General features: G+C 66.3%; 9 protein-coding genes. 5 read left to right on the top strand and 4 right to left on the bottom strand.

The window, feature by feature from the left end:
• Positions 1–14: 14 nt before the first annotated feature.
• Complete coding sequence (locus AC51GT_RS11850) at positions 15–1,106, bottom strand: CaiB/BaiF CoA transferase family protein (RefSeq protein WP_496323267.1); 1,092 nt, start codon at positions 1,104–1,106, stop codon at positions 15–17.
• A gap of 153 nt (positions 1,107–1,259) precedes the next feature.
• On the opposite strand from AC51GT_RS11850, the gene mftE reads away from it, so the two are divergent.
• From mftE to AC51GT_RS11830, 4 genes are read left to right on the top strand one after another with little or no spacing between them, the layout of a single operon-like run.
• Positions 1,260–1,991 carry a mycofactocin biosynthesis peptidyl-dipeptidase MftE gene (mftE, locus tag AC51GT_RS11845; RefSeq protein WP_496328867.1) on the top strand — a complete coding sequence of 244 codons (732 nt, stop codon included), beginning with the start codon at positions 1,260–1,262 and terminating at the stop codon, positions 1,989–1,991.
• The gene (gene mftF / locus AC51GT_RS11840) at positions 1,988–3,475 is read left to right on the top strand and encodes a mycofactocin biosynthesis glycosyltransferase MftF (RefSeq protein ID WP_496328866.1); all 1,488 of its coding nucleotides are present in this window, start codon (positions 1,988–1,990) and stop codon (positions 3,473–3,475) included. Before mftE ends, mftF begins: the two co-directional genes overlap by 4 nt.
• A 26-nt stretch (positions 3,476–3,501) precedes the next feature.
• Positions 3,502–4,812 (top strand): mycofactocin system GMC family oxidoreductase MftG, encoded by a 1,311-nt coding sequence (mftG, locus tag AC51GT_RS11835; RefSeq protein ID WP_496323270.1) that lies wholly within the window; start codon positions 3,502–3,504, stop codon positions 4,810–4,812.
• Between the two features lie 44 nt (positions 4,813–4,856).
• Positions 4,857–5,282, top strand: a complete 426-nt coding sequence (locus AC51GT_RS11830; RefSeq protein WP_496328865.1) for a PPOX class F420-dependent oxidoreductase — start codon at positions 4,857–4,859, stop codon at positions 5,280–5,282.
• Positions 5,283–5,285: 3 nt separating this feature from the next.
• On the opposite strand, the gene AC51GT_RS11825 is transcribed toward AC51GT_RS11830, so the two are convergent.
• The 3 genes from AC51GT_RS11825 to AC51GT_RS11815 are packed head-to-tail and all read right to left on the bottom strand — an operon-like array spanning position 5,286 to position 8,445.
• Positions 5,286–6,428, bottom strand: coding sequence for an ABC transporter permease (locus AC51GT_RS11825; protein WP_496328864.1), 1,143 nt, complete (start codon positions 6,426–6,428; stop codon positions 5,286–5,288).
• A complete protein-coding gene (locus tag AC51GT_RS11820) occupies positions 6,425–7,234 on the bottom strand; it encodes an ABC transporter permease (RefSeq protein WP_496328863.1) in 810 nt (269 codons plus the stop codon). The genes AC51GT_RS11825 and AC51GT_RS11820 overlap by 4 nt, the downstream gene beginning before the upstream one ends.
• On the bottom strand, positions 7,231–8,445 hold the full coding sequence (locus tag AC51GT_RS11815; RefSeq protein WP_496328862.1) for an ATP-binding cassette domain-containing protein: 1,215 nt from the start codon (positions 8,443–8,445) through the stop codon (positions 7,231–7,233). The genes AC51GT_RS11820 and AC51GT_RS11815 overlap by 4 nt, the downstream gene beginning before the upstream one ends.
• Positions 8,446–9,408: 963 nt before the next feature.
• On the opposite strand from AC51GT_RS11815, the gene AC51GT_RS11810 reads away from it, so the two are divergent.
• Complete coding sequence (locus AC51GT_RS11810) at positions 9,409–18,981, top strand: amino acid adenylation domain-containing protein (protein WP_496328861.1); 9,573 nt, start codon at positions 9,409–9,411, stop codon at positions 18,979–18,981.
• Position 18,982: the final 1 nt, after the last annotated feature.

The following is an 18,982-nucleotide window of genomic DNA, read 5'->3' as shown; positions in this document are numbered from 1 at the left end:
TCGGCCGGGTGGTGTCAGTCGAGCCAGAGGGTGGCCGGGTCGGTCGCGGTGCGGGCCGGCGGAGCCGGGACATCGGGAACCGTGCGCGAAAAGCGCGGCGCCACAGAGGCTTGGGTGACACCGTCGAGTTCGATGAGGCTGCCCCGGGCGGCGAGATGCTTGTTCTGGGGAGCTTCTTCCCAATCGAGCACCGGGGATGCGCAGGCGTCGGTGCCCTCGAAGATCGACGTCCACTCGTCGCGGGTCTTGGACTTGAACACCTCGGCGAACCGGACCTTCATCGCCGGCCACTGCGGCATGTCGAGCTGGTGCGGCAGGGTGTCATCGTTCGCCAATCCCATGCCTTCGAGGAGCAGGGCGTAGAACTGGGGCTCGATGGCGCCGACGGCGAAGTACTTGCCGTCGGAGGTCTCGTAGACGTCATAGAACGGGGCTCCGGTGTCGAGCAGGTTGGCGCCACGGTCGTTGCCCCACATGCCCGTTCCGCGGAACGCCCACATCATCTGGCCGAGTACCGAGACCCCGTCGACCATTGCCGCGTCGATCGTCTGACCCAGCCCGGACTTCTCACGTTCGAGCAGCGCGGCCAGGATGCCCTGCACCAGGAACATCGATCCACCGCCGAAATCGCCGAAGAGGTTCAGCGGGGGTGTGGGAACCTCGTCCGCACGGCCGACCGCGTGCAGCATCCCGGTCAGGGAGATGTAGTTGATGTCGTGTCCGGCCACGCTGGCCAGCGGACCGTCCTGGCCCCATCCGGTCATGCGGCCGTAGACGATGCGTGGATTGACCTTCGCGACGTCTTCCGGCCCGAACCCCAGGCGTTCGGTCACGCCGGGGCGGAAACCCTCGATCACCACATCGGCCTTCGCGATGAGGTTCATGATGGCCTCTTTGTCGGCGGGGTCTTTGAGGTTCGCCTCGACGACGGTCCGGTTGCGCAGCAGTTGGTCGGCGGCCTGGCCCGGCGCGGGCAACTTGCCCGCCCGCTCGACACGCACCACATCGGCCCCCAGGTCCCCGAGCATCATCGCCGCGTGCGGGCCCGGCCCGATCCCCGCGAACTCGACCACCCGTGTTCCGCTCAACGGCCCGTTCTTCGTCATTCGCTGCCCCTCATCGTTGAAGTCTGCGCCGCGTCTGGCGGGCGCGGTGTTTCGCAACCGGTTACGGTCGGATTCCCAGTAAACCAGGTACCGAGCGATTGCTCGGGTGGTAAACCCTTCAGGCGTCGCCCGATACGGTCTAACATGGTCCGAATGACACCGGCGGGCGAGCTCGGACTTCAGAGCTGGACCGAGCTGAACGGGCGATCAACAACCCTTGTCGTCCCATTGGGATCCATCGAACAACACGGACCACACCTGCCCCTCGACACCGACGTCCGGATCGCGGTGGCAGTGGCAGAGGCGGCTGTTCGCCCGGGTGGTGTCGACGCCGGGGACAGCACCGCTCTCGACATCATGCTCGCCCCGCCCCTGAGCTACGGGGCCGCCGGTGAGCACGAGGGGTTTCCCGGCACGATTTCGATCGGTCAGGAGGTTCTGCATTCGGTGCTGGTCGAGTACGGTCGAAGTGCCTGCCGTTGGTCTTCACGGTTGTTGTTCGTCAACGGGCACGGCGGTAACGGTCGGACCCTGCTGTCCGCGGTCACGCAGCTACGTTCGGAAGGGCGTGACGTCGCTTGGTTTCCCTGCGCCACGGCCGGTGGCGATGCACACGCGGGTCATACCGAAACATCGCTACTGCTTCATATTTCACCGTTGATCGTGCGGTCCGACGAGATGGTCCGCGGCAACGTGGCCCCGGTCTCGGAGCTGATGGCGTCGATGCGTACGGGGGGTGTCGCGGCGGTGAGTGACAACGGAGTACTCGGGGATCCCCTGGCCGCCTCGGCGGCCGATGGAAGGCGAATGTTGAACGAGATGGCCGCGAAGCTCTCCGACGCGCTCGAGCGGTGGCAGGTCGACGCGAACGGGATGTTGCAGTGATATCGGAGCAAGACGACCGCCCCGAGGAGCGTGTTGCTCCCGCTGCGGCTGATCCGGCGGGCCGGTTACCGCCGGTGGGCTTCCAGGTTCAGATCGACTCCCACTGCACGGTGACGTCGGATCGTCGGCATATCGTCGGTGGCTCGCCGCTGCGATTGCTGAACCTGTCCGAGGTCGCCGGTGGCCTCCTCGACCCCGATGGCCGGCTGACGGTGCGCGATCAGCTCACCTCGGCCCTGGCCCGCAAACTCCTCGACGCCGGGGTGGGGCATCCGCGACCGATGTTCGGTCCCACGGACTCCGCTGTCACCGTGGTGATCCCGGTGCGCGACAACCAATCCGGCATCGACCGGCTGCTGAAGGTACTCGACGGGCACAAGGTTGTCGTGGTGGACGACGGTTCCGGCGTCCCGATCACCGCACCCGGCGCGACCCTGTTGCGCAACGAGACGAGTCAGGGACCGGCGGCCGCCCGCAATCGCGGTGCCGCGCAAGCCGATACCGAACTGGTGGCGTTCCTCGACTCCGACGTCGTCCCAGAACACGACTGGCTGACCAAGCTGCTCGGTCATTTCTCCGACCCGAAGGTGGCGCTGGTGGCGCCGCGGATCGTCGCCCTCGATCCCGGTGGCGGCGCGATGTCACGGTACGAGGCGCTCTGCTCGTCACTCGATATGGGCTGGCGAGAGGGGCAGATAGCACCCCGCTCGCGGATCCCGTATGTTCCGAGCGCTGCGATGATCGTGCGGCGCAGCTGCTTTGACGGATTCGACCAGTCGATGGAGGTGGCCGAGGACGTCGACCTGTGCTGGCGGCTACATCAGAGCGGCTGGTCCCTGCGATACGATCCGGTGGCCACGGTGGCGCACGACCATCGGCAGCGACTGTCGAAGAGTCTGGATCGCAAACGGTACTACGGGACCGGCGCGGCGCTGCTGTCCGGTCGTCACCCCGGCATGGCCGCACCGTTGGCCTTGACCGTCCCGATGGCGGCAGCGATGGCAGCATTGGTGACCGGTACCGGCTGGGGTGTGCTGGTGGCATTGGTCGTGTTCGGTGTGTTGGGCGGACGCCTGCACCGCCGGGTGTCCTCGATGCCGGATGCGGCCCGAATGGCAGCCAAGTTGACCGCCCAATCTGTGGGCTTCGGGATGTTGCAGTCGGCGTCGGCGATGTGCCGACACTACTGGCCGCTCTCATTCCTGCTTGCCCTGGTGTCCAAGCGGTTTCGGACGCTGCTCCTCGCGGTTGCGGTGGGGGAGGCCGCGTATGAGTGGGTGCGGCTCGAACTGGTCAACCCCGAGCCCGGCGCCCGGGTCGGCTGGTGGCGGTTCATGATCCTCAAACGTCTCGACGACCTCGCCTACGGCACCGGGCTCTGGCAGGGCGCGTTGGCCGGTCGCAGTATGGATGCGCTCTACCCTCAGATCGGCAATTCGGTGAACGGCAGACCGCGTTCGTCGAGCACGCCCGCCGCCGGGTGAGTGCGTTCACGCCGGGGGGATCTCGGTTGACCACCGGTGGTGCGGACGTGATCATCGTCGGTGCCGGCAGCAGCGGATGCGTGGTTGCCGAACGTCTTTCGCGCGATCCCGATCGCAAGGTGCTCTGGCTCGAGGCCGGGGCCGGCATGCCGGAGCGGGCCATGTTGAGGCTCGACCGGCTGCCGGTGGAGTCCGGCTCGGGGCGGGCGGTGCACTTTCCCAGCCGGCAGGGTTTCGATCTGCCGCGGGGGCGGGGTCTGGGGGGTTCCTCGGCGGTCAACGGCGGCTATTTCATGCGCTGGCACGAATCCGATTTCGCCGCCTGGCCGTGGGAACGCGCAGCCATTGCCGCCGACTACGATCGGCTCGACGGCGGACGTCCCGGAGGCGGCACCATGCACGTGTCGGCGTTTGGCGACGACGAGCTGCACGACTACGCGAGGGCATTCGAAAGCCATTGGCATGACGAGGGTTTCGACGGCATCGCCGAGCCCTGGCCGGATACGGGTGTCGTCCGGGTCCGGTCGAACCGGGATGGCGACCGGCGATGGACCGCCGCGGAGGCGGTGACGCCGGGTATCGAGGGCCGGTCCAATCTGCGGTTGGTCACCGACGCCGAGGTGACCGGACTGCGGCGCACGTCCGAGCGGGTCACCGCGGTGGTGGTCGGGGAGCAGGTCATCGCCGCCGACGAGGTGATCCTCTGCGCCGGGACCCTGGGCACCGCGCAACTCCTGGCCAGGGCCGGCATCCTCGAGGCATCCGGCGTCCGGGTCTGGGAGCACCGCGAGATGCTCGTCCGGTTCGCCCCGGCAGATGCGCCGACGCAGGCGGCAAAGGCGTTGCTGCAAACCGTGTTGCACACCGATGACGGAATCGAAGTGCGCTGCTACAACGGGGATTTCGCAGACTTCATCGCCGGCGTTCCGGCGGGGGGTCCGGCGATCGGTGTTGCCCTGATGCATCCCGAGGATCCCGGTTCGATCGACTGGGACCTCACCAGGGGGCTGGTTGTCGATCTCGGCGAGGTCGGTCGGTCCGACACCGAGAAGCTCGCGGCCTGGGGGGAACGGGTCCGGGAGATGCTCGACGGCCCTCGCTTCGTCGGGCTCGTCGATCGGGGCCCACGTGGCGCGGTCGTCGACCCGGTGATCCGCACCTCCCAGCATGCGTGGGGCACACTCCCGATGGGTGTCGACACCGATTGGCTCGGCGCTCTGGTCTCGGTGCCCGGATTGCGGGTTCTCGATGCATCGATCCTGCCGACGGCGGGGTCGAGCGGCCCCCACGCGACAGTGATGATGGTGGCCTCGCATATCGCGGATCAGATTGCCTGAACGGTATTCGAGATCAAACAGATGATCATGAGTACCGTGAAACGATGACCTCGCTTTCTGATCCCGCGGTGCGGACGTTCCTGCAATCCGGGACGAAGACCGGCCACCTCGGTTACACCGCATCCGACGGCAGGCCGCTGGTCGCTCCGGTCTGGTTCGTCGTCGACGGCGACCGGCTGGCGTTCAACACCGGTGCCCGGACGGCAAAGGGCAGGGCTCTGGCCCGCGACAATCGGGTGGTGATGTGTGTCGACCTACCGGAACCGCCCTATGCCTTCGTCCAGGTGCAGGGCATCGCCCACCTCGGTGACGATCTGCCCGAGGTCCGCCGGATCGCAACCGCCTGCGGGACGCGCTATATGGGCGCCGACCGCGGGCCGGAGTTCGGTGACCGCAACGGCGTTCCCGGTGAGTTGGTGATCTGGATCGAGCCGACCAAAGTCATTGCCGCGCTCGATATGACGGCTTAGCGGTCAGGTGCGGGTGGCTGCCGCCCTGCGGAATCCACGGACCGCCGGATAGAAGAAGATCGCGATCACGACAACTGCCCACAGGATGGTCTTGGTCAAACTCTCGGCCACCGGTCCGCCCAGTGCCAGGGCCCGCATACTGTCGATCGCACACGTCATCGGTTGCTCGCGCACGACCGGCTGTATCCACTGCGGGTAGGCGTATACCGGCGCGAAACCGGAATTGAAGAACATCAGCAGGCTCGACAGCAGTGACATGAGTTGTACGAGTGGGAGATTCGTCGACGACATCGCGACCGTCAGCATGACCGTCGAGAATGCGGCACCGAAGAGCAGCGGTACGAGGAAGATTCCCAAGGCCGGTAGCAGTCCCTGGTCGAATCGCCAGCCGATCAGCATGCCGAATGTGGTCAGCGCGATGGTGGCGACGAGAATTCGGGACAGTTCCGAGATGAGACGCGCGCTCAGGTCGGCTCCCTTGTGAACCGGCAGCACGTACAGGCGGGTCAGCAGTCCGGTACGTTGTTCGCGCCGAAGCCTGATACCGGCGATGAGGGACCCGAACATCGCACCGACAAGGACCACCAGGGGCACGGTGCCGTAGGCGCTGTTGATACCGGTGGCGGCGGTGATCGCATCGCCCAGTACGACTTTGAACATGATCATGCTCAGGGCGGGGAAGACGATGCTCTGGATGAGGACCTTCTTGTCACGGGTCCACACCGTCAGTTGCCGGCCCGAGAGGATCGCGGTGTGCAGGAGATAGGCCCGCAGACCGGTCTCTTGCGCGTGGGTGTCGGGCGGGAACGTGGTGGCCAGTGCCACCGACCGGTCGTCGGTCCGATCACCGACCGGCCCCGTCGGCGAATCCTGGGGACGGTCGCCGTCGTCGAGGGAATCCGATGCCACGCCATCGGAGCCGTCGGTGTGGTCCGGGCGTTCGCTCACCCAGGGGCCGACCGTGGTGCGCAGCGTCCCGGTCCCGGGAAAGCTGATCGTCTCGTCCTGTTCGCTGTCGGCGGCGCGCCTGGTCCGCGAGCGAGCCGGGTCCAGATGGGCCCGCCACCAATGATTCTCAGGGCCCGTACCGGAGGCGCGGTGCCGCGGTGTCGTGGACTCGGACGTCGAGTTGTCGGTGGTTGTCATGCGCGTGAGGTCCGGATGGCGGCCACGACGATGCCGGTGACAGCGAGTGCGACGAGCCCGGCGGCCCAGCACACCGCCGGGATCACCTGACCGGTTGTCACCGCACCCTCATCGAATTGCCGCATCAGAGCGGCGAATTGGGAGACCGGTTGGTTACGGGCGAAGGGTTGGATCCATTCCGGGAACTGGGACTCGGGAACAAACCCGGTTGACAACATGCCCAGGATGAGCGTGGGCAACGTCATCGCCTGGCTCGTCGATTCCGGGTTGCCCGCCAGCGTTCCGATCACATCGGCCCCGAAGGCGAAGACCACACCGACCACGAAGGCCACCGATAGGAATCCGAGCAGATACCACGGCCCATGATGTGCTCGCCACCCGATGACCAGCCCCGAGATCATCGCCGACGTCAGGGAGACGGCGAGCAGAACAGTGTTTGCGCCGAGTCGTGAGAGCGGCGAGACCATCGGGTTGATCGGCACCGTCCGCAGGCGGGTGGTCACGCCGATCGTGAGGTCGTTGGCCGAACGCATCGCCGCAGAGGTTGCCACAAAGCTCGTCGACTGCAGGCAGATGATGGGCATGAGGAACTGGGCGTAGTCGACGCCGGCGTACAGGCCCATGACCTTGTTCAGGGGCACGAAGAAGCAGAGCGTCAGGAGGACCGGGGCCAGGACGCACAGTGCGAACTCACCATGGCGCCACATCGTGGTCAGGAATCGCCGATTCAGCGCCAGCCATTGCCGAACAGGTTGTATCCGCGGACGCGCCGAATCGAGGGCCCCGGGGTTGATGATGGTGCTCACGAGTCGCCGTCCGGCTTGACATACGAGTGTTCGGTCAGCGTCAGGAACACGTCATCGAGCGAGGGCCGGCGTAGACCGATGTCGGTCAGCGCGATGTCTGCCTCGTCGGTGAGACGGACGATCTCGACGAGCGTTGCGGCCCCCTGCGGTGCGGGAACGATGAGCGAGCTCCCGGCCGGGTCGGAGCGGATCGCATCCCGGTCAACGAGGCCGGTGAGCAGCTCGCGGATACGCGGCAGGTCGGTGGGCAGGCTCGGAAGGATCTCACAGAATGTGCCGGCGACCTGTTCCTTCAGTTCGGCCGAGGTCCCCTCGGCGATCACCTTGCCCTTGTCGATGACGATGATGTTGTCGCTCAGCAGATCTGCTTCCTCGAGATACTGGGTGGTCAGCACAGTGGTGATGCCCTGATCGCGCAGGGCGCTGACGATCTTCCAGACCTCCTGGCGGCTCCGTGGGTCGAGTCCGGTGGTCGGCTCGTCGAGGAACACCACCTCGGGACGAACCACCAGGCCGCAGGCGATGTCGATCCGGCGGCGCATACCGCCGGAGAACTTGCCCACCCGCCGCGAACCGGCGACCTCCAGATCGAACGCCGCCAGCAACTCGTCGGCCCGGCGGGTCGCCGCCTTTTTGGACAGGCCCATCAGCCGGCCGAACAGGACGAGATTCTCACGGCCGGACAAGGATTCGTCCAAAGCCGCGAACTGTCCGGTCAGCATGATCGATTTGCGCACGGCGGCACGGTTTTTGGCGACGTCGTGGCCGGCCACAAACGCTTGACCGCCATCCGGGCGCAGCAGCGTGCACAACATGTTGACGGTGGTGGTCTTGCCCGCGCCGTTGGGACCGAGGAGTCCGAGGACCTGGCCGCGGGGAACCCGAAAGCTGATGCCGTCGACTGCGGTGAAGTCGCCGAACCGTTTGACCAGTCCGTCCACCACGACCGCGTCGTCGGCGTCGGTCGATGCGGGTGTACTCGCCGCTGTACCTGCTCGGGCAGGCGTTGCGTCGGCGGTGTGACCCGGGTGCGATTCTGGTGCCCGATGGCGCGCTGCGGCCCCATCGGCATGCGGCTCGACGTCCGAGTCGGCCGTATCGGGTTGTGCCTGTACCGGCATTGTCCAGTCCGTTCTGGTTCGCGTCTCGCGAGCTGTCTGGTCCTTTTCCTCGCCGCCGCCGACGGCCATCGTCGGGTTCGGTTCTGCCATTATTCGCGGCCTGCCCTCTTTCGATTCCACAAATACCATGCCGGTCGGCCGTTCTATTCATCGCGCCGGATGCCTGGTCGGTTACCCCTACTTATTAGCAGAGCTTTTATTTGTTTTAGGTAACTTCTATTCGATGACCAATGCATCTGGCACGCAAGAAATAGCGTGTCCGAACCGGTTCAAAAGCGGATTCTGATCAATATTGCTCAAAGTTGGTTTCGACCTCTGATCGGCCCCGTCATATCACCCCCCGTGTTCGAGGATCGGATCGAGACCTGAGCGTATCGGAAGATTGCAGACCGATGCGCTGGGCGTGGATGAATCTCCATGTCCGTCTGTGTTCGGCAAGTTTAGAGGACCGACCCGACGTCCGGCGTCCGATTCGGGGCATACGTCCGGAATGTCCGTATCGGTGTGGAGGACAGCGGGATTCGATCCGGAAGAAACAGTGGCGCTTTGACGTTCCTCTGCCTGAACGTCCTACTCGCATCGGGCTTTCGAAGATCTGGGTATTCGGGTAGTCGGCTACTCGTGTTGCCGTCGAGCTGCGGCGATACGGTGATCACAATCCGTTGCCGAATGAAACGATACGAGGACGAGCGCAGATCCCGGAGCGGCCGGAATATCCACTGAACGACGGACAAATCAGTCGATTGACTGACCGTGGCACGCAGAGATCGGAGGCCGGCGATGAGATCGAGGCGCCGCGGTAACCATTTCGTTGCCCCGTTCGATAAGGGCATTGATCGGATTGTTCGATCGACGTCGGTCAGTCGGCGTGTAACGCATGGGGGAGTCGGGGAGATATTGCTAGAGACATTCTTTGGTGGGTCCGCAGAATGAATTGTCGTCCCTTCAAGCTAACGCGGCTGCAACCGACCGGATATGCCAGTCGATTTGGATACGATTTCATTCTCGTGAATTTTGTCGGAAAAGATCGGGGGAGTGTTCTGCAATGACGTCATGGACATCCGATCCGGGATCGGAGCAACAGTGGGCGTGAGCGACGCGGTTACGGCTTCACAGCCCGATCTTCGCGACAGTGCGTTTCCGATTTCTGCAGCGCAACGCGGAATATGGTTCGCCCAGCAGGCTCTGGGCGACACCCCGATCAACATCGCGACTTTTGTGGACTTGTCGGGGCCGGTGGATTTGGCACTGTTGACGGACGCGACCAGGGCCGTGGCCCACGAGACCGCTTCGGGGTATCTCAAACTCATCGAGACCGATGGCCTCCCGATGCAGGTGGTCGACCGCCGCTTCGACGACACGATCGAGTTCTTGGACTTCTCCGCCCGAGCCGATCCCCACGCGGCCGCCATGGAGTGGATGCGGGCCGACTACGCCCGGCCCGTCGCCTTGTTCACCGACCGCCTCGCGGTCTCCGCACTGTTGAAGATCGGTACCGACCGGTTCTTCTGGTACCTGCGGAGCCACCACATCGCTGCCGATGGATTCTCCGCAATGACCGGTTTGCGGCAGGTCGCCGAGGTGTACAGCGCCATGGCCCAGGGCCGGAGCCCGTCGTCGGGCAAGGCTCCCGATCTCCCTCAGATCGTCGCCAACGAGCAGCGGTACCGGGAATCGACCCGGTTCGCGATGGATCGCGACTACTGGTCGGAACGCACGGCCGGCCTCCCGGCGGCGTTGTCGCTGAGTCCGAAGGCCGCCGGTCCGGGTGCCTATTCGCTGGTGGCGTCAACCGAATTGGACACCGAGACGGCCCAGCTGCTCTCCCGTTCGGCCGAGTCTGTGGGTGGCGCGGCCCCCGTGGTCGTCGCGGCATTCGCCGGATACCTGTCCCGGATGTGCGATTCGGACGACGTCGTCCTGAGTCTTCCCGTCTCCGCCCGCCACACCGCCGCACTCCGGCGTTGCGGCGGGATGGTGTCCAACATCGTCCCGCTTCGCCTCGGTGTGGCCGTCGACCGTTCGGTCGGCGATCTGCGGAAGGCGGCACAGACCGAGCTGACCGGTGCCCTGCGCCATCAGCTGTATCGGCACGAGGACATGCGCCGGGACATCGGTATCGCCGGTGAACACGGACGGTTCGGCCCGGCGGTCAACATCATGATGTTCTCGCCGACAGTGGAGCTGGGAACGGCGATCGGCACCACCCACGTACTCAGTACCGGTCCGGTGCTGGACCTGTCACTGAACATCTACTCGGGCGAATCGGACAATCTGCGAATCGACTTCGAGGCGAATCCGAATCTCTACGAGGCCGACGAACTGTCCGATCACCACCGCCGATTCCTGGCTTTCCTGCACCGGTATCTGAAAGCGGGCGACGACGTCGCGGTCAGCGACCTCGAACTGCTCGACGAGGTGGAGACCGCCTCGATCCTGGAGGCCGGCGCAGGCTCGGCCGGTGTGGTGGATCCGAGTCCGCTGAGGTCATGGGATCGGCAGGTCGTGGCCGGACCGGACCGGGTCGCCGTGATCGGCGCCGGCGCCGGCGTGACGCGCGCCGAGCTCGATCAGCGGTCGAACAGGCTTGCGCACGAACTGATCTCGCGTGGTGTCGGACCCGACGATGTCGTCGGGCTGGTCCTGCCGCGAAGTCCCGAGTGGGTCGTGGCGATGCTGGCCGCGTGGAAGGCCGGTGCCGCCTACGCACCCATCGATCCGGACGCCCCGCTCAACCGGGTATCGGCGATCCTCGACGACTGCGACAGCGCGGTGGTCATCACCACCGCGTCGTGGGTGGGTGCGGGCGCGCCCTCTGCCACGAGCCGCCAGATCATCGTTCTCGACGAGCCGGAATCCGCGGCCACCATCGCCCGCCGTGATCCCACCACCCCACCTGATCGCTGGTCGCAAGCCGGTGCCGGAGCGTGCCTGGCCTACGTCATCTCGACGTCGGGCTCCACCGGTCGGCCCAAGCCGGTTCTGGTGCCGATGGCCGGCGTGGCCAATACCCTCACCTGGTACCGGCGGACGATGGCGCTCGGTGCCGGAGACGGTGTACTGGTCGCGTCGTCGCCGAGCTTCGACCTCACCCAGAAGAACATCTGGGCCGCCCTGGCAGACGGCGCGACGATCAACCTGGCGAACGATGGGTTCGACCCGGACGACATCTGCGCGCGCATCGCCGCCGGCGCCGACGACGTGCTGAACATGGCACCGAGCGCGTTCGCCGTTCTCTCCGAACATGATCGGACGAAGGTCACCACCTCCGTGCGATCGCTGGTTCTCGGTGGCGAGCCGGTCCGTCCGGACCAGTTGCGTGAGCATCTGGCAGCGGGCACGGCGATCTACAACAGCTACGGTCCGACGGAGTTCTCGGACGTCGCCTCGTTCCACCGTCTGGACTCCGCGCCCGAGGCCTATGCCGCCGGCGCGGTGCCGATCGGCGGTCCGATCGACAACATCTCGCTCTACGTGCTCGATTCACGACTGCGCCCGGTACCGCCGGGGGTGGCCGGTGAGCTCTACCTGGCCGGCGTCGGTGTCGGTCGGGGATACGCGAACCGATTCGGGGCGACGGCAGCGGGTTTCGTGGCCAGCCCCTACGGATCCGGTGAGCGCATGTATCGCACGGGCGATGTGGTCAGCTGGGATCGCCACGGTGAGTTGCGGTACCTCGGTCGTGCCGACCACCAGGTCAAGATCCGTGGTCTGCGCATCGAGCTGGGTGACATCGAGGCCGCATTGCTGGCCCACCAGGATGTCGCGCAGGCGGTGGTCACCGTCGACACGAGTGGCCCGAGCACCCGATTGATCGGTTATGTGGTGGCAACCGAGGGCGCCGAACCCGATCGTTGGGCGGTGATCGAATACCTGTCGCAGACCCTGCCCGGTTACATGGTTCCGGCGACGGTCGTGCTGCTCGACGTGATGCCGCTCAGCGGCAACGGGAAGGTCGATCGAAAGGCCCTGCCGGAGCCCGACTTCGGTGTCCGGTCGACCACATTCGTCGCCCCGTCGACACAGCTCGAAGAGACCATCGCGGGCGTCTTCGGTAATGTTCTCGGGTTGGCCCGGGTCAGCACGGCCGACAGTTTCTTCGTCCTCGGCGGTGACAGCATCATGTCGATCCAGCTGGTCTCACAGGCGCGGGAGGCCGGGATCGCCATCACCACCCGCGACGTCTTCGACTGCAAAACCGTTGCCGGACTGGCGGATCTGATCACCCAGCGAGCAGCGACGGACTATGTGGTCGAGGTGCTCGAAGAACTCCCCGGCGGCGGCGAAGGCGACCTGCCATTGCTCCCGATCGGGCACTGGATGATCGAGCAGCAGCACTGGACGCGGCTGTCACAGGCGACCGCGATCAGATTGCCCGACGGACTGCACACCGAAAGCCTCGAACCGGCGTTGCAGGCGATCATCGATCATCACGATGCACTTCGTTCACGACTGATCGAGGTCGATGGTCAACGGCGACTGCACGTGCGCGAGCGAGGTGCCGTCGACGCACGCGGTGTCCTCTGCGCCGTCGACGATCACCACACCACGACCGACGTCCTGATCGCCGCCGAACTCGAACTGGCCGCGAAACGGCTCGATCCCGGTCGCGGAGTGATGTTCCAGGCCGTACATCTGCCCGAACCCGATGGCACCGGGGGGCTGCTGCTCCTCGTCGCGCATCACCTGGTGATCGATGGCGTTTCGTGGCGGGTGCTGCTACCCGACCTGGCGATCGCCTGGTCGCAACATGCTGCGGGCCTGCCCATTTCGCTGGAGCCGGTGGGGACATCGCTGCGCAGGTGGGCGCACGCGACCGCGGAGATCGCATCGGCGGGAAGCCGCCGGGACGAGATGCCGCTGTGGCTGCGAACCGTTCAATCGCCGCAGACGCCGCTGGGATCGCGGCCGCTGAACCCCGATGTCGACAAGGCCGCGACGACGGCGACAGTCCAGGTGACCGTTCCTGCGGACGTGACCGGTGCAATGCTCACCCGCCTGCCGGCTGCGTTCCGGGGCGGCGTCAACGACGGATTGCTGGCGGCGTTGCTGCTCGCAGTCAGCCGCTGGCGGCAGTTGCGCGGCGACGACTCGGAGTCGGTGCTGGTGGCGCTCGAGGGCCACGGGCGTGACGACGACATCGTCGCCGGTGCCGATCTCTCACGTACGGTCGGCTGGTTCACCAGCCTGTTCCCGGTTCAGCTGACCCTGCCCCCCGGCACCGACCTCGCCGATGCGCTGCGCGGCGGTCCTGATGCTGCTCGTGCGATCAAGGCAGTGAAGGAACAACTACTCGAGATTCCCGATGGCGGCGTTGGTTACGGCATCTTGCGCTATCTCGATACCGAAGGGGCCCAACAATTGTCGGGCGGCACCGACCCGCACCTGATCTTCAACTATCTCGGTCGCCGCGCGGTCGGCGGCACCGCAGCGGACTCCGGTGCCGGGGCCTGGATGCCGGAGGAGACGATCGGAACCTGTGGGTTCATGGCGACGGTGGATCCCGACGCGCCGTTGACGGCTCCGCTGGAGATCAACGCGGGCGTCGAGGGCGATGGATCGGCCGCCCGGCTGGTGGCCTCGCTCTCGTACGCCACCGGAATCCTGTCGGAAGAAGACGCCCTTGAGCTCGGCGCTCTGTGGGTCGAGGCGATGGCTGCCCTGTCGCAGCATGCCGGTGAGACCGGAAGCGGTGGGCTCACCCCGTCCGATCTGCCACTGGTCGAGGTGGACCAACGTCAGATCGGTGCTCTGGAGGACCGCTATCCGGGACTGACCGACGTCTGGCCGCTCTCGCCACTGCAGCAGGGGATGTTCTTCCATTCCCTGTTGGCGGACGGCGGCGACATGTACACCGCGCAGATCGTGCTCGAACTCGAGGGCAACGTCGATCCCGATCGGATGCGGGCCGCCGGCGCCGGCCTGGTGGCGCGACACGATGTGCTGCGGGCGGCGATCACCCAGGACGTCGGTACCGGCGACGTCATCCAGGTGGTCCGTCGCGATGCCGAATTGCCGTGGCAGTTCACCGATCTGGGTGACCTCGTGGCCACCGATCGGGCCGCGGCACGTGACGGACTGCTCGACGCCGAACGCGCCGAGAGGTTCGATCTGGCGTCTGCCCCGCTGACGCGGATGCATCTGATCCGGCAAGACGAGGCCCACTGGGTGCTGGCGATCACCAACCATCACGTGGTCGCAGACGGCTGGTCGACGCCGCTGCTGATCCGCGACCTGCTGACGATGTATGCGATGGGTTCGGCGGGTGCGCTGCCCCGGGTCCGCTCCTACGGAGACTTCCTCGGCTGGTTGCAGACCCGTGACAAAGAAGAGGCCACGCGTCGATGGACGCAGGTACTGCAGGGTTCCGAACCGACGATGCTCGTCGAGCGCTTCACCCCGGACGGTTCCGATGTGCCGGTCGACATGACCCGGACATTGACCCCGGAACTCGATGAGGCGCTACGTTCGATGGCGCGGACGCTCGACGTCACCCTCAACACGGTTCTGCAAGCGGCCTGGGCAATGGTGTTGGCGCGCAAGAGCGGCCGCCGCGATGTGGTCTTCGGGTCGACTGTCTCCGGCAGGCCCGCGGAACTGAGCGGTGTCGACACGATGGTCGGGCTGTTCATCAACACCCTGCCCGTCCGGGTCCGGCTCGATCCCGGGGAGTCCGTCGCCGACCTCCTGATCCGCCTGCAGCGTGAACAGGCCGCGATGATGGACCACCAGCACCTGGCGCTCAACGAGATCATGTCGGCCGCCGGCGGCGGAAACCTGTTCGATTCGCTGCTGGTGCTGGAGTCGTACCCAATCGACAAGCAGGGGTTGTCCGAGGACACCGACATCGCGGGCATGCGGCTGGCAGGTGTGGGCGTACGTGACGGTTCGCACTATCCGCTCGCCGTGGTCGGCCTACCCGGCGACCGGTTCGAGATCAACTTCAAATATCTGCCGTCCGCCCTAGATGCTGCCTCCGTCGCGGACTGTGCCGACCAGTTGCTCTCGGTGATGAAGGGTTTCACCGAAGACCACCAGCGCCCACTCGCGAAACTGCCGGTGGTCGGCGAAGCGGAGCAACAACTCCTGATGCCGGTGCGTGGCCCCGCCGCCGCCGCGGTCAAGACCCTGCCCGACCTGCTCCACACGGCCGCACGGGATGCTCCGGACGCGGTCGCCCTGGTCGCCGCCGACCGGATCGTGAGCTATCGAGAACTCGACCAGCTCTCCGGTTCGCTGGCCCGGGTCCTGCGCAGCGAAGGAGTCGGACCCGACGACTTCGTGGCCGTCGCCCTCGGGCGATCGGTCGAATCGCAGATCGCCCAGTGGGCGGTTGCCAAGGCCGGCGCCGCATTCGTGCCCGTCGACCCCGGGTATCCGGCCGACCGGGTGGCGCACATGATCACCGACTCCGGCGCGACCATCGGGTTGACCACCTCCGAACACGTCACCAGACTCCCGGAAGACCTCAGGTGGCTCGAACTCGACCGCCCCGCGCTGCGCGAGCGGTGCGCGAGCGCCCGTACCTCCGGGTCCGGGCCCCTCACCGGTGCGGTGTCACCGCAGCAGGCGGCCTACATGATCTACACCTCGGGTTCGACCGGCGTGCCGAAGGGCGTCGTGGTCACCCATGCCGGGTTGACGAACTTCGTCGAAGACCAGCGGACGCGCTATCGGTTGACCGCGCGGTCACGGACCCTGCACTTCTCGTCGCCGAGCTTCGACGCCTCGATTCTGGAACTGTTCCTCGCGACCGCGGCCTCGTCGACGATGGTGATCGCGGACCAGAACGTCTACGGCGGTGAGGAATTGCATCACCTGTTGGCCGGCGAGGAGATCACCCACGCGTTCGTCACACCGGCCGCGCTGGCGACGGTGGACCCCGAAGGTCTGCCTGCGCTCGGTACCGTGATCGTCGGCGGAGATGCGTGCGGGGCCGATCTGGTGGCCCGATGGGGCGTGGGGCGGGCGATGTTCAACGCCTACGGCCCGACCGAGGCGACAGTGGCCACCAACGTCAGCGAGGTTCTGTCGGCCGATGATTCGCCGGTGACCGTCGGTGGTCCGATCGTCGGCGTCACCGAGATGGTCCTCGACAGCTGGTTGCGACCGGTGCCGGTGGGCGCCGAAGGCGAATTGTATGTGTCCGGAGCGGGTGTGGCGCGCGGATATCACGGCAAGCCCGGTCTGACCGCGGGGCGGTTCGTCGCCGATCCCAACAATCCCGGCGGCCGGATGTACCGCACCGGAGACGTGGTGCGCTGGGTTGACCGGGCGGCGGCCGGAGAGGCGCCGCGACTGGAGATCGAATACGTCGGACGTAGCGATCATCAGGTCAAGGTACGTGGATTCCGTATCGAACTCGGTGAGATCGACGTCGCGCTGGCAGCCCACGAATCGGTCGAGTTCGTGACGACGGTCGGGCGCCAGGGGCCATCGGGGAGCACGGTCCTGGTCTCGTACATCGTCCTGGTCCCGGGAGCCTTGGTGACCACCGGTGAACTGACCACCTATGTCGCACAACGACTCCCGTCCCACATGGTGCCCGCGAGCATCATGGTGCTCGAGGCGGTCCCGCTGACGGTGAACGGCAAGGTCGATCGCGGCGCGTTGCCCGACCCAGAGTTCGGTGATCCCACCGAGGCGATCTATGTCGCACCGACCACCGCGGACGAGATCGCGATCGCCCAGGTGTTCGCCGATGTCCTCTCGATCGAGCGGGTGTCCGCTGTGGAGTCGTTCTTCCGTCTCGGTGGTGATTCCCTCTCGGCGACGCGCGCGGTGGCCCGCCTCACCGCCGCCACCGGGCGCCGGCTCGGTGTCCGCGACCTCTTCGAAGCACCGTCACCGGCCGCGCTCGCCGCCCGCGTCGCGGCGGCACCGCGGGCCGGTTCCCACCCTGAACTCACCGCGTTGCCGCGTCCCGACTTCCTGCCGCTCTCCCTAGCACAACAACGGATCTGGGTCATCAACCGTCTCGACCCGAGCTCGCCGGCATACAACATCGCCGGAGCGCTGCGCATGCAGGGACATCTCGATGTCGAGGCGCTGGAACTCGCGGCGCGCGATGTGATCGCCAGGCATGAAACGTTGCGCACCCACTACCCGGAGCGCGACGGTGTCCCGGGACAGATCGTGTTGGCGCCGTCGGCAGTCGACATCTCGCTGGATCCGATCGCGATCGGCGACGAGGATCTCGACAGTGAGCTGACCGACTTCGCGGCCCGCGGCTTCGATGTGACCGCAGCACCCCCACTGCGGATGCGCCTGCTGCAGTTGGCCGATGATCACCACGTGCTGGCCGTGGTGGCGCATCACATCAGTGCCGACGGTGAGTCGATGGGGCCGCTGGCCCGAGACCTCATGGTTGCCTACGTCGCCCGTTCGCGCGGCGAGGCGCCGGCCTGGCAACCACTCGAGGTGCAGTACGCCGATTACACGTTGTGGAAGCGGGATCTGCTCGGCGACGCCGACAACCCGGCCACGGTCGCCGGGCGGCAACGCTCGTTCTGGGAGCACACCCTGCATGACATGCCCGAACTCCTGGAACTGCCTGCCGACCGTCCGCGTCCGCCGCGCCAGTCGATGCGCGGCGCCCGCGTGGACTTCGAGATCGATGAGCAATTGGTCTTTCGGCTCAACCACATCGCGGCCGGTCACGGGGCCACGCTGTTCATGATCATGCACGCGGCGTTCTCCGCTCTGCTGTCGCGGTTGAGTGGACGCGAGGACATCGCCATCGCAACCCCGGTCGCGGGCCGGGGTGAACAGGCCCTCGACCACCTCATCGGGATGTTCGTCAACACGGTGGTGCTGCGGGTCGGCGTCGATCCCGGTGCGGAGTTCATCGATCTGCTGCACGGGGTCCAGAAGACGGATCTCGAGGCATATGCCCATGCCGACGTGCCGTTCGATTCAGTGGTCGATCAGGTGAAACCCACTCGTAGCGAGGCCTTTTCGCCGCTCACCCAGGTGATGCTCGCGATGGAGACCCCGGCGGTGTCAGGGCTGTTGCTGCCCGGTCTGACCGTCGGTGAGTACGACTGGGGCGTGGTGCCGGCGAAGATGGACCTGAAACTGACGTTCGCCGACAATCGCGAGGACGGCAGCGTGGTCGGCCCGCTCAACGCGTCATTCCTGTACGCCACGGACCTGTTCGATCACGGCACCGTCGTCCGATTCGCCGACCAGTTGCTCCGGATCCTCGACGCCGTCGCGACAGATCCCCGCGCGGTGGTCGGTGACATCGACATCTGGTCCGTCGCGGCGCAGCCCCCGAACCTGCGGGATTCGCTGGTCGAACCGACGACCGTGGCCGACCTGCCGGGGATGGTGGCGCTGGTCGCCGGTGAGGATCCCGACCGGCCGGCACTGCGCTCCGGGTCCACCGAGGTGACCTTCCGGGATCTGCACGACCGGCTCTCGGTCCTGCAGGAATCACTGGCCCCCAGCGGGATCGGCATCGATGCGGTGGTGATGACGGCGTTGTCCGGATTGGCGCCGGATCTGCTCCTGCCCGGTAGCGGACCCAACCTGGAGGAGGTCGTGGACACCCTCGTCGCGGACGCTGCCTCAGCAGCGCAGACGGTGGCGAGGCTGTCATCGAAACCCCTGCGGATCGCCTGAG

This window comes from Williamsia sp. z34, from assembly GCF_059553395.1.
Note: the sequence above shows the minus strand (reverse complement) of the source record. Positions and strands in the feature narration are given on the sequence as shown.